Origin of the sequence: Kitasatospora sp. NPDC088779, from assembly GCF_040685395.1 — a bacterium.
Lineage (GTDB): Bacteria > Actinomycetota > Actinomycetes > Streptomycetales > Streptomycetaceae > Kitasatospora.
The window spans coordinates 1-12,103 of the sequence record NZ_JBFBHW010000028.1 but is presented as its reverse complement, the minus strand read 5'-3'; the positions used below and the strand labels follow the sequence as shown (position 1 = coordinate 12,103).

The 12,103-nt window shown below is 72.4% G+C and carries 12 protein-coding genes and 1 pseudogene; 7 read left to right on the top strand and 6 right to left on the bottom strand.

Features of this window, described 5'->3' with window-relative positions:
• The first annotated feature begins 255 nt into the window (after positions 1-255).
• Positions 256-1,176, top strand: coding sequence for a CAP domain-containing protein (locus AB0P03_RS24580; RefSeq protein ID WP_363630751.1), 921 nt, complete (start codon positions 256-258; stop codon positions 1,174-1,176).
• Between the two features lie 352 nt (positions 1,177-1,528).
• Entirely contained in the window at positions 1,529-1,714 is a 186-nt protein-coding gene (locus tag AB0P03_RS24575; protein WP_363630749.1) for a hypothetical protein, read from the top strand.
• A 166-nt stretch (positions 1,715-1,880) separates the two neighbouring features.
• Here AB0P03_RS24575 and AB0P03_RS24570 read toward each other — a convergent pair whose 3' ends face one another.
• Complete coding sequence (locus tag AB0P03_RS24570; protein WP_363589488.1) at positions 1,881-2,237, bottom strand: beta/gamma crystallin domain-containing protein; 357 nt, start codon at positions 2,235-2,237, stop codon at positions 1,881-1,883.
• Between the two features lie 369 nt (positions 2,238-2,606).
• A pseudogene (locus tag AB0P03_RS24565) lies at positions 2,607-2,744 on the bottom strand (pirin family protein); the annotation flags it as partial.
• Here AB0P03_RS24565 and AB0P03_RS24560 point away from each other — a divergent pair.
• On the top strand, positions 2,722-2,934 hold the full coding sequence (locus AB0P03_RS24560; protein ID WP_363589506.1) for a hypothetical protein: 213 nt from the start codon (positions 2,722-2,724) through the stop codon (positions 2,932-2,934). The pseudogene AB0P03_RS24565 and the gene AB0P03_RS24560 sit on opposite strands and share 23 nt — an antisense overlap.
• A gap of 49 nt (positions 2,935-2,983) precedes the next feature.
• Here AB0P03_RS24560 and AB0P03_RS24555 read toward each other — a convergent pair whose 3' ends face one another.
• Both AB0P03_RS24555 and AB0P03_RS24550 read right to left on the bottom strand, forming a co-directional pair.
• Positions 2,984-3,871 (bottom strand): serine hydrolase, encoded by an 888-nt coding sequence (locus AB0P03_RS24555; RefSeq protein ID WP_363589504.1) that lies wholly within the window; start codon positions 3,869-3,871, stop codon positions 2,984-2,986.
• Positions 3,872-3,942: 71 nt separating this feature from the next.
• Positions 3,943-4,890 (bottom strand): LysR substrate-binding domain-containing protein, encoded by a 948-nt coding sequence (locus AB0P03_RS24550; protein WP_363589490.1) that lies wholly within the window; start codon positions 4,888-4,890, stop codon positions 3,943-3,945.
• Between the two features lie 115 nt (positions 4,891-5,005).
• Between AB0P03_RS24550 and bla the strand changes: the two genes are divergently transcribed.
• Positions 5,006-5,941 (top strand): class A beta-lactamase, encoded by a 936-nt coding sequence (gene bla / locus AB0P03_RS24545; protein ID WP_363589492.1) that lies wholly within the window; start codon positions 5,006-5,008, stop codon positions 5,939-5,941.
• A 63-nt stretch (positions 5,942-6,004) separates the two neighbouring features.
• On the top strand, positions 6,005-7,048 hold the full coding sequence (locus tag AB0P03_RS24540; RefSeq protein ID WP_363630748.1) for an MBL fold metallo-hydrolase: 1,044 nt from the start codon (positions 6,005-6,007) through the stop codon (positions 7,046-7,048).
• A gap of 96 nt (positions 7,049-7,144) precedes the next feature.
• On the opposite strand, the gene AB0P03_RS24535 is transcribed toward AB0P03_RS24540, so the two are convergent.
• Together AB0P03_RS24535 and AB0P03_RS24530 are read right to left on the bottom strand one after the other, a co-directional pair.
• Complete coding sequence (locus AB0P03_RS24535; protein WP_363630746.1) at positions 7,145-8,611, bottom strand: HAMP domain-containing sensor histidine kinase; 1,467 nt, start codon at positions 8,609-8,611, stop codon at positions 7,145-7,147.
• Positions 8,604-9,278, bottom strand: a complete 675-nt coding sequence (locus AB0P03_RS24530) for a response regulator transcription factor (RefSeq protein WP_363589498.1) — start codon at positions 9,276-9,278, stop codon at positions 8,604-8,606. Before AB0P03_RS24530 ends, AB0P03_RS24535 begins: the two co-directional genes overlap by 8 nt.
• Before the next feature lie 130 nt (positions 9,279-9,408).
• Between AB0P03_RS24530 and AB0P03_RS24525 the strand changes: the two genes are divergently transcribed.
• Both AB0P03_RS24525 and AB0P03_RS24520 read left to right on the top strand, forming a co-directional pair.
• Positions 9,409-10,896, top strand: a complete 1,488-nt coding sequence (locus AB0P03_RS24525; protein ID WP_363630744.1) for a DUF2079 domain-containing protein — start codon at positions 9,409-9,411, stop codon at positions 10,894-10,896.
• Between the two features lie 253 nt (positions 10,897-11,149).
• Entirely contained in the window at positions 11,150-11,935 is a 786-nt protein-coding gene (locus AB0P03_RS24520; RefSeq protein ID WP_363630743.1) for a hypothetical protein, read from the top strand.
• Positions 11,936-12,103 lie beyond the last annotated feature (168 nt).

Genomic DNA, 12,103 nt, shown 5'->3' with positions numbered 1-12,103 from the left:
GGTCGGCCCGTTCTCCTCCGCTGCGTACCGCGCCCCGGCACCGCTCGTGCCGGGGCGCGGCGGCGCGTTCACCTGCCCGCGTTCACCCTGGCGCCTTCATGCGGGCGGGGTCCACCCGAGCTCCGCGCCGCCTCCATGGACGACGCACACCCTGTTCGTCAACACGCTGCTGATCGATCGTCAATCCAGTCCTGGTGTCCTGACCGCGTTCCGCAGTCGCATCCGCACGCGGTCCACCGACAACAGGAGATACCCGTGTCCCACCCGTCCGCCCGGACCCTCCGCCCCCGCCCGAGCACCGGCACCCGCCGCCGCACCCGGCTGGCAGGCCTGGCGCTCGCCGTCTCCGCGATATCGGCGAGCAGCATCACGCTGCTCGCCGCGCCGGCGAACGCCGCCGTGGTCGAGCAGATGATCACGATCCAGGACCATCAGAACCACAACTCGCTGGCCAGCGCCGACGGCGAGGGTTCCCGGATCGTCGCCCGCAACTACCAGAACGCCTCCACCTCGTTCTGGATCTCCAACAAGCCCGGCGACCGGGTCGACTTCGCCCGCAACGTCGACGGCACCGAGCGCGTGCTGGAGATGGACACCAACGACGGCCGGTCCACCCAGTTCATCCACTGGTGGGCGGGCGCCAACCAGCAGTGGACCCTGGAGCCCGTCGCCGGCGGCGGCACCTACCTCCACAACGCCCGCGACAACCGCTGTCTGACCTACCACGGCCTCGACCGGGAGGTCACCGTCGAGAACTGCGACGGCAGCATGTCCCAGCGGTTCGACCTGATCGGGTCGGGCACCGGCCCGGGCCCGGGTACCTCCGTCGAGCAGCGCTTCCTGGACCGGCTCAACACCGTGCGCGCCCAGAACGGCAAGCCGGCGGTGCGCCTCAACCAGACGCTCTCCCAGGCCGCCAAGTGCAACGCCGACCAGATGGACCAGCGCCGCGTCTCCGGCCACTTCTGCGACTCGAACGGCATCGCGCGCAACCTCGGCTACACCGGGAGGGGATTCGGCGAGATCGCCTTCTACGGCCCCACCGACATCGACGCCGCCGTCGACGGCTGGATCAGGTCGCCCCTTCACCTGGGGATCATGCTCGGCGACTACAACGAGGTCGGCCTGGCCCGCACCGGCAACGCCTCCTGGAACGCGGACTTCAGCACCCGCTGACCCCCGCCGCGACCGCTCCGCCGGGGCCGCTCCACCCGGCGGAGCGGCCCCGGCCGGAGCCTCCGCCAGTGACGGCACTTCCGGGAGGCCGGCCGGCGTACCGAGGTGTACGACCAGACCGCGCGCGGCTGGACCGGGAGATCCGGCACTACCACTTCCCGGGGGACGGCTGCCTCGGCGAGGAGGCGGACCGGTCCGAGGTGAAGCTGGCCGGGGTGGCGATCCCGCGGCCCGGGGCGATGCCGGAGAGCGTGGGGGGGAGAGCTACGAGGAGGTGTGCTCGCGCCTCGGGGTCGAGGCCAGGCCCGAAGGATGGGCCCTGTGGAACACCTGGGGTGACGGGGACCTCCAGGTGACGATGCTGGTTTCGGCGGTCGACACCACGGAGGGCCTGCTCGCGAACTGGTCGCGGGGCAGGGAGCTGTACCCGGTGATGCCGGTGCCCTCGCAGATCGCGCTGATTCACCGCGGTTGGGCCGCGCACATGGTCTTCTCCCCTTTCGGGGTCCGGAAGTTGGGGCTCGGCGGGCAGCCGTGACACCACATGCCGGCGCCGGCCAGCCCCTGGAGGGCATGGCCGGCACCGGTGGACCGGAATTGAGCGAATTCACGTCACAGAAAATTCGACGGCGATCAAAGCGCCGCGGGGACTTGCGGTGATGCGGCCGGGCGAATTTCCGTTCGGGTCCCGCTCCGCCGGTTCGTCAGAGGATTTGGATGGAGTTGACCCTCGGCGGGCGGTTCGGGTACGTGATGTCGGTCCAGCGGTTGACCCTCACCGAGTCGCCGTTGGCATCGGAGTAGACCAAGTCGTTGTTCCCCGTGGAGATCCGGTCGATCCACCACCCGCCGAAGCCGATCGTCCCCCCGTTCGCGTAGCAGTCGACGCTGTCACGGCCGTCGAGGTGCGACCAGATCTTCAGGAAGTCATTGCGGCTCCCGTCACACTGGACATGGTCGATGGCGAAGGCGGTGCCGGACGGCACGGCCACGGTGAGCGTGGCCGCTGCGGCGAAGGCCATCGCCATCGAGCTCACGACCTTCTTCGCTTTCGAGATCATGGATTCTCCTCAGTCGGATAAAATGTCGAATCGGAGTCCGCTTCGCAACGAGTTTCGGTTGCATCGTGCTCGATCAGTATCCAGACCGCCTTTGTGAGGGTCAATCGAACGAACCTCGACCTTACGTGTTCTCGGTCATTTCCATCCGGACTTTCGGCGAGGCGTGGGGTGCGTTGTTCTGGTGTGTCGCGAGTGGTTCCGGGGCCGGGCGGATGGGCCGTCGACCGAGATCGCCTACCGGCTGCTCTGACGTGGGGTGATGGTCCGACCGTCGACCGCGCGCGACAGGTGTTGGGGGCACCTGGCTGGGAGAGGGGGGTGGGGCTGGCGAGTTCGTGCATGACGTGTCGGGTGTTGCCGGGTGTTGCCGGGGAGCTCCGGGGCGGGGAGGTGGTTGCCCGGGTAGCCCTGGACGGCGCCGAAGCGGTCGGTGGCGGCCTGCCACTCGTCGCGAGCCTGGACGATGTCCTCGTGGGACCGCCCGATGAAGTTCCACGACAAGGCGATCCTGCGCCTGGCCGGCGGGGAGGTGCACGTGAGCACCATGCACGAACGCACCGTCCCCAACCCCGGAAGGCAATTCCCGGTGGCGATCGTCGGCGGCACCGGCGCCTACCGGACCATCACCGGCGACGGCACCCTGGAGTACACCACTGCCGACGACACCACCATCATCCTGAACTACAGCGTTCAATAGGGCGTCGGGAGTTGAACCGCGAGCCGCGCTCGTTGCGTGACCTCGCAGGTCACCGGACCTGTTGATCTGCTGACGGGCCGTCCCCCCTCCCGGCCGCCATCGCGCGCAGGGCGTCGACGGCGAGGCGGGCGGTGGTGCCGATGGCGGCGTCGGCGGCGGGGAGGGTGATGGTGGTGGCGGCGGCGCGGGTGAAGACGGCGAGGGCGTAGCGGCCGCCGTCGGGGTATTCGACGACGCCGACCTCGTGGCGCAGCGTCGGGAGGGTGCCGGTCTTCCCGTGGACGCGGACGTCGTCGTAGGGGAAGCCGGAGGCGAGGCGGTGCGGCCAGACCTGGAGGCCGAGCAGGCGGCGGAGTGCGGCGCCGTGTTCGCCGGGGCAGGCGTCGCCGTGCCAGAGGGCGGCGAGCAGGGTGGTCATGTCGCGGGCGGTGCTGCGGTTGGTGAAGGCGGGGTCGAGGACTCTGAGGCGGGCGACGACGGCGGGGTCGACCGGGGAGTCCCGGCCGGTGTCCTCGGCGAGGGCGGCGATGAGGTCGCGGAGCTTGTGGACGGCGACGGTGCGGGTCAGGCCGAGGTCGGCCATGGTGCGGTTGACGGTGTCGAGGCCGATCTCGTCCCAGAGGACGTCCGCGGCGGCGTTGTCGCTGACGGCGACGGTCAGGTAGGCGAGGTCGCGCAGGGAGAGCCGGGCGGCGTCGAGCATGGCGGCCAGGCCGGTGCCCCCGGAGGTTCGGCCGGCGGCGGGGACGTCCACCTGGCGGGTCAGGTCGATCCGTCCGGCGGCGGCCTCGCGGAAGAGCGTGACCAGGAGGCAGAGCTTGTGAACGCTGGAGGTGCTGACCGGGGTGTCGGCGTCGAGGGCGATCTCGGTGCCGGTGTCGAGGTCGCGGGCGTGCAGCCGGCCGCTGACGCCGGCGTCGGCGAAGGCGGCGGCGATGCGGGCGCGTGCGGTGCGGGCGCCGGCGGGGCGGTAGCCGGATGCGCGGTTGCCGTGGGCGCGGTCGCTGGTCACAGCGGGAACTCCATTGCGGGCCGGGGGAAGAGCGGGGGGTTGGGCGGCTGGGGCAGGAGGCCGCCGTGTTCGGTCAGCGCCTCGTGGGCGGCCTCGGCGAACAGCCGGACGGCGGGGCCGCCGCTCCCGGTCGGCCAGGCCGTGGAGGTGCGCCAGGCCAGCGGGGTGCCGGTCAGCGGACGCCAGACTGTACCCGGTGGCGGCGCGGTGCGTGGCACCAGGGCGACGGCGCTGCCGGTGAGCACGAGTGCGCCCGCGACGTCCGGGCCGGGCGGGTCGACGACGGCCTCGGGAGTGCAGCCGTGCCGGGTCAGGGTGGTGAGCATCTCGTCGTACAGCGCGGGGGCGGTGGCGCGGGGGAAGAACACCAGGCGCCGGCCGGTCAGTTCGGCCACCGCCAGCTCCGGGCGGTCGGCGTCCGGGCTCCCGGCGGCGAGCAGGACGCCGAGCGGCTGGTGCAGGACCGGCCCGAACGCCAGCCCGGCGGCCGGGCACGGGTGGCGGACGACGGCGACGTCGACCGTGTGCTGGGCGAGTTCGCGCGCCATGGCCGCGACCGGCAGTTCCCGCAGTTCGAGCCGGGTGCCGGGGGAGGCACTCTCGAAGCCGGTGAGCAGCGCGGCCAGGACGGCCGGCCCCAGCTCGGGCGGCACGGCCGCGCGCAGGGTGCCCGCCCGGCCGGTGCGCAGGTCGGCGGCGGTGGCGAGGAGGCGGGCGGTGCTCTCCAGCACCTCCTTCGCCTCCGCGAGCAGCAGCAGGCCCGCCGGGGTGAGCTCGACTCCGCGCGGGCCGCGGTCGAACAGGGTCACGCCGAGCTCGCGCTCCAGGCGTTTGATCCGCTGGGAGAGCGAGGGCTGGGCGATCCGCAGGCGCTCGGCGGCGCGGCCGAAGTGCCGGTCCTCGGCGACAGCGCGGAAGTGGCGTAGGTGCCCCAACAGGTCCATGGCCAGCAATCATAGGCATTCTCATATCGATCTCTTCACCATAGTGGTCTTGGACTGATGGCCAGGCGGCCTGTTTAGCTGAGGGTGACGACACGAACCACCTGGGAGACCACCGATGACGCCTGCCCTTCGCCGCCCCCGTACCGCGCTGCCCGCCGTGGCCCTGCTCGCGGCCACCCTGCTGAGCGGGTGCGGCTCTGCGGGACTCAGTAGCCATGCCGCTGCCGGCACACCCGCCCCGGCATCCAGCGCGACGCCTTCGACGGATACGACGAGCGCTTCCTTCAAGGGACTTGAGCAGCAGTTCGGCGCCCGCCTCGGCGTGTACGCGGTGGACACCGGCAGCGGCCGGGAGATCGCCTACCGGGCCGACGAGCGGTTCGCGTTCGCGTCCACGATCAAGTCGCTCGCCGCCGGCGCTCTGCTGCGCAAGGCCTCCGACGAGGAACTGGAGAAGGTGGTCGCGTACCGCCAGGAGGACGTGTTGGCGTGGGCGCCGATCACCTCTCAGCACGTCGCCACCGGCATGAAGGTGCGTGATCTGGCCGCCGCCGCGATCCAGTACAGCGACAACACCGCCGCCAACCTCGTCATGGCCGAGCTCGGCGGTCCGGCGGCCGTCCAGCAGTCGCTGCGCGACCTCGGGGACCCGACCACCAGCGTCGACCGCACCGAGCCGACCCTCAACGAGGCGACCCCGGGCGACACCCGCGACACCAGCGCCCCCCGCGTCTTCGCCGCCGACCTGCGCCGCTACGCCCTCGGCGACGTCCTCGCGGAGGACCGGCGCCGACTGCTGACCGACTGGCTCATCGGCAACACCACCGGCGCCCCCTACGTCCGCGCGGGCGTGCCCACCGACTGGAAGGTCGGCGACAAGACCGGCAACGGCGGCTACGGCACTCGCAACGACGTCGCCGTCGCATGGCCCCCCGGCGGCCGGAGCCCGGTCGTGATCGTCGTCATGTCCGACCGCGGCAAGGCCGACGCCACCTCCGACGACGCGCTGATCGCCCAGGCGACGAAGACCGTCGTCGGCGCCCTCGGCTGAACACCCCCGACCACCAATACCCCCGACCGCCAAGAGCCCCGACCACCAGGAGCCCCGACCGCCGTGATCCACCCCACCCGCCGGACCGCCACGGACGCCGACTTCACCAGACGCCGCTTCGCCCAGCTCGCCGCCCTGGGCATCGCCGCCGGAGCCGTGCCGATCGCCGCCTCGGCCCCGGCCGCCGCGTCGGCCCCGGCCTCCACCTCCGCGGGTACGCCGTCCGCCTCCCGCCCGCACTATGACCGCGCCCGCCGCCTCGCCGGCGACGACCCCGTGCTGCGTGCCCTGGTGACGGCGCTGACCCCCGGCTCCGACCTTCCTGACCTGCCCGCGCCGGCGCCCGTCAAGCTGTTCGACAACCTCGTGCTCCTGAGCGCGGGCTGGGTCTCCGCGATGGCGGTGCTGACGGACGACGGCATCGTGCTGATCGACGCACTCACCTCCCCGGCCGACGCCGACGGCATCATCGTCCCCGGGCTGCGCGCGGTCGGAGCCGATCCGGCGGCGATCAAGCACGTCGTCCTCACCCACGGCCACTCGGACCACTTCGGCGGCGCGCAAACCGTCGCCGACCGCTACGGCGCCCGCGTGCACATGTCCCCGGCCGACTGGGACCTCCTCGCCCGCACCCGCCCGGCCGACGCCCCCGCCCGGGACCTCGACATCGCGGACGGCGAGCAGCTCACGCTCGGCGGCACGACGATCGAGCTGCACCACACTCCGGGCCACACCCCCGGCACCGTCTCCCCGGTCATCCCCGTCCGGGCCGGCCGCCGGCACCACAGCGCGATGCTGTGGGGCGGCCTCAACCCGCCCTCGACGGCGGAGGAGCTGCGCACCTTCCTCGCGTCCGTCCACGCCTTCCGGGCCGTCATGCGCCGGGCGAACGTGGAGGTCGAGCTCTCCAACCACCCGAACGACCACGGCCTCGAACGCGCCGAACAACTGCGCCGCCAGCCGCCCGGCGCCGCGAACCCCTTCCTCCTCGGCGGCCCCCGGACGCAGCGGTACATGGCGGTCATGGACGCGATGCTGCGCGGCCGGATCGCCGACGCCGAGGCGCCGACAGCCCGGGCCGTCGCGGCACCGCACACCTGCTGCTGACCGTCCGGATCGCCCGGCCAGGGGCAGTGCCGGTGAGTTCGACCTCCTGGCGTGGAGCCGGGGGGATCGCCGGTGAGCGGCTGGTCCGGGCGGGGCTCACGGAGTGCGGGCGGGGTGTGGTGGCAGGGGGAGTCGGAGGAGGAAGCGGGCGCCGGTGGGGGAGTCGGCGAGGGTGAGGGTGCCGTGGTGGCGGGTTGCCAGGTCGCGGGCGATGGCGAGGCCGAGTCCGGCGCCGCCGGTGTCGCGGGTGCGGGCCTCGTCGAGGCGGGTGAAGGGGGCGAAGACGCGCTCGCGGTCGGGGGCGGGGATGCCGGGGCCGTCGTCCAGGACTTCGAGGACGGCCCACTGGCCGTCGGGGCCGTGGTCCTCGGTGAGGGTGACGGTGACGCGGTCGGCGGCGTGGCGCAGCGCGTTCTCCAGCAGGTTGCGGAACAGGCGGTGGAGTTGGGCGGCGTTGCCGGGGACTTCCAGCGGGCGGTCGGCGTGGACGGTGATCCGGCTGGTGCCCTGCGGGAGTTCGGCGGCGACGTCGCGGGCGAGGTCGGTGAGTTCGACCCGGGTGTGGTGGGCCGGTGCGGCGAGGGGTGGGCGGGCGAGCAGGAGCAGGTCGTCGGCGAGGTGCTGGAGGCGGACGGTGTCGGCGCGTGCGGCGCGGACGACGGTGGGCCAGTCGGTGCGGTCGGGGTGGGTGAGGGCGACCTCCAGGGAGGTGCGCAGTCCGGCGAGGGGGCTGCGCAGTTCGTGGGAGGCGTCGGCGACGAAGCGGCGCTGGGCGGTGACGGCGTAGTCGAGCTTCTCGAGGGTCTGGTTGGTGGTGGTGGCGAGGTGGGCGATCTCGTCGGCGGTGGGCGGGACGGGGACGCGCCGGTCGAGGTGCTGGGCGGTGATGGAGGCCATCTGGGCGCGGATCGCCTCGACCCGGCGCATCGCCTGGGCGGTGACCGCCCAGGCGATGGCGGCCACCAGCAGGACGGCGAAGGGCCCGGCGACCAGCAGCAGCCGTTGGACGGATTCCTGGACGCGTTCGGCGTCCCAGGGCGGTACGAGCAGGTAGGCGGTGACGGTGCGCTCGCCCCGGTCGGGTTCGCCGAAGCCGGACCGCAGGGAGTAGCCGTCGATGCCGCCGGCGCTCTGCCCGTACAGGGGGAGGGTGTGGTGGGCCAGACGGCTCGCGGTGCCGGCGGCCGGGGCGCCGAGCGTGAGGGTGCGGGAGACCTGCTCGCCTTCGGGCAGCGGCGTGAGCTGGGCGGCGACCTGGGCACGGAAGGGTTCGAGGTCGGGGCTGACCTCCAGGAGCCGGCCGGAGTCCAGGACGAGGGCGTAGGCGCGGTCGCCGCCGAGCAGCCCGCTCGCCGGGACGTGGCCGGTGCGCATGTCCGCGACCGCCACGTCGAGGCGGGCCTGCGCGGCGGCCTTCGCGTCGTCCGACTGGGAGTCGTAGAGGCTGTGGCTGAGCCAGAACGCGCCCGCGGTGAAGGCGGCGGCAGCGGCCAGGCCGGCCGCCGCCGCGGAACGGGCCCGCAGCGAGCGCAGTGAGCGCAGCAGCCGCGGCGGCCTAGCCACGGGAGTCCAGCCGGTAGCCGGTACCGCGCACGGTGACGATGGAGTTCCGGTCGAACGGGACGTCGATCTTGCGGCGCAGCGCGCTGACGTACACCTCGACGATGTTCGGGTCGCCCTCGTAGCCGCTCTCCCAGACCTGGTCGAGGATGGTGGTCTTGGCGACGACCTCGCCGGGGCGTTCGGCCAGGCACTCCAGGACGGCGTACTCGCGGGGTGTGAGGGCGACCGGGGTGCCGGCGCGGTGGCAGGAGCGGTCGGCGGGGTCGAGGATCAGGTCGCCGACGGTCAGCTCGGGCGGGCGCTCGGCGCCGCCGCGGCGGACCAGGGCGCGCAGCCGGGCGACCAGGACCGGATAGGAGAAGGGCTTGGCGAGGTAGTCGTCGGCGCCGGTGTCCAGGGCCTCGATCTCGTCGTACTCGCCGTCTTTGGCGGTGAGCATCAGGATCGGGGCGGTGATGCCTTCCTGGCGCAGCTGGGCGCAGACCCGGTAGCCGTTGAGGCCGGGGAGCATGACGTCCAGCACGATCGCCCGGTAGTCGCCGGTGCGCGCGTACCAGAGGCCGGAGCGGCCGTCGTGGACGACGTCCACGGTGTAGCCCTCCGCTTCCAACCCGTCCCGGAGGGCATCGGCCATCCGGGTCTCGTCCTCCACCACCAGTACGCGCATGCGTCTCAGCATGTCACGGGGGGTGTCACGGTTCCTGAAGGTGCTTTCAGGCTCTTTCAGCGGATCTTCAGAGGGCGGGTCGGACGCTTCGGGGGTCGCCCCACGTCCGCCCTACCGCGAGGTGAGCCCCGTGACCCTGACCCTGACCCGCGCACCCCGCGCCACGGTCGCACCCCAGTCCCAGCTCCAGTCCCAGCTCCAGTCCCAGCTGCGGACCCGGCCCGGATCCCGGCCGCTGCCCGAGCCGCCGCGGCCGGGCCGGACCGTCCTGCTGTCCTGGGCGCTCGCCGCCGTGCTGTTCGCCGCCTACAGCGCGCTGTCCGTCTCCCGCCATCTGCACCTGCGGACGTCCGGCTTCGACCTGGGGATCTTCGAGCAGGCCGTCCGCGGTTACGCCGAGGGCCGCGCGCCGGTCTCCGAGCTGAAGGGGCCGGGCTTCCACCTGCTCGGGGACCACTTCCACCCGATCCTGGCCACCCTCGCACCGCTCTACCGGGTCTTCCCCTCCCCGATGACCCTGCTGGTCGCCCAGGCGGCGCTGCTCGCCGTGTCCGCCGTCCCGGTGACCAGGGTGGCGGCGCGGGCGGCCGGTCCGTGGGCGGGCGCGGGCATCGGCGTCGGGTACGGCTTGTCGGTCGGTCTGCAGCAGGCGGTGGCCTTCGACTTCCACGAAATCGCCTTCGCCGTACCGCTGTTGGCCTTCTCCCTGGAGCGGCTGACGCTGCGGAGGTGGCGTGCGGCCGCGTGGTGCGCGCTGCCGTTGCTGCTCGTGAAGGAGGACCTGGCGGCGACGGTCGTGGCCGTCGGCTGCTACCTGTTCTGGCACGGTCGCCGCCGACTCGGCGCGGGCGTCGTCGCGCTCGCCGCCGCCACCGTGGCGCTGGTGGTGCTGGTCGTCATCCCGGCCCTCAATCCCGACGGCGTCTACACCTACCTCTCCAACGTGGACGGCCCGGCCGGCGACCCCGTGACCAGGCTGCTCCTGCCCGCCCAGAAGTGGGGGACCGTCGCCGTGCTGCTGGCCCCCACCGCGTTCCTGGCGCTGCGCTCCCCACTGATCCTGCTCGCGCTCCCCACCCTGGGCTGGCGGTTCTGGTCCACCAACCCCGCCTACTGGGGGACGGGCTTCCACTACGGCGCCGTCCTGATGCCGATCGTCTTCCTCGCCTTCGCCGACGCCCTGGCCCGGCTCCGCGCGCGGCACGGCCTGCGGCGGTGGACGGCCTGCGGCCTCGTGGCCGTCGGGCTCGCGGTGACGGCCGCCGCCCTGCCCTTCCGCCCCCTCGCCGAGCTGGCCCGGCCCGCCACCTGGCAGCGCGACGCGACGGCCGACGCCGTGCGCGGAGTGCTGCGGGTGATCCCGGACGGTGCGCAGGTGGCTGCCGCCAACGGCATCGCACCCCAACTCACCGACCGCACCCGGGTTTTCCTCTTCCCGTACTACCCCGGAGGCCCGGGCGCGAAGCCCGACTGGGTCGCGGCCCCCGACCACCCGCGGGATGGCCTCTTCCCCGCCGGCCAGGAGGCCGAGGCCCTTCGCGCCCTCCCCGCCGCCGGCTACCGTCCCGTCGCCAGCGCCGGCGGCGTCACCGTCTACCACCTCGGCGCGCGGGAATGACAAGGCGGCCCAGCGGCCCAGCGGCCCAGCGGCGCTGCCGGTGGGCCGGGGAGGCCAGGGAGGCCGGTCACGGTGCCCGGACCGGCCCATGCCCTACCTCCTTCTCCCGGAACTGCTGCGGCTGAGTGACAAAAGGAGGGCTCCCCCGAGATGTTCACGATATGACGAGTCGACTCCTCTTAACTTCTTCCGAGATTCGGATGCGTCGCCCAACAGGCGGTCCAGCGCGTTCGCCACCCATGGAGGTCGTTGGATGAATCGTCGTCCCCGGGTCGCAGCGTCGCTGGCGGGTGCGGTAATCGCCCTTGCGTCTCCGTTGGCGGACGTCGCTGCGCAGGCGTCCGCACGGCATGCGTTCGGCTCCATGTGGCTCCAGGACGGGGATGGGGAGGGGGAGGGGGAGGGGCGACACCATGACCACAATCCCTTGCGTGACTGCCACAGTTCCCGCCGTGTCGTACTCATCGACCAGAACTTCAGAATCATCCTGAAGAACGGCCGGCACGGGCCGGAGGCTCTCGTTCTCCAGGGGGACGCGTCATCCTCACCCTCGTCGCCGGCAGCACCGTGGGACAGCTTCAATGTTTCAACGTATTTGGACGTGAACTATCCCACCCAGACCAGCAACCAGTACGAGTGGCAGATTCGTGACTTCTTCAGGGAGCACCCGCTCTTCGTGGTGAAGGCATTCGACCGCCACGAGCGAGTTTTCTCCTTCCCGGCTGCCCACTGCATCGACAAGCACGACGACGGTGACCGCGGTGACGGCGCTCCTCCGTACGGGGGTGGAGCTGCCGACGGGAGCGGCGCGTCCGGCTCCCCGTCGCCCCAAGCAGGGGACAATCCCCAAGACGGCCAGCCTGGGCCGGAGACTCCCAGCTCCGGGGCCACCATCCCTCCTCCTCCGCGCGATGCTGCGGCTGAAGGCAGGAACAACCGTCTGCTGAGCGCGAAGCACATCGGGATCGCGGTCGGCGGTTTGCTGGTGGTTCTGGGAATGCTGGCCACGGCATGGCTCCGACGTCGTTCTGACACGTGACAGTCGGCCGGAAGAGGAACCGGCAGCGCTGACGACGTGTCGAAACAAGAAGATGACATCGAAACCGGGGCGGTTACTGACCTCGGCGTTTCAAGGTGATGGCGGTGGGAGGTCGAGGGAGAGTCCGGTTCCGCTGAGGAAGCCGTCGAGGATGTCGGAGCGGTACTG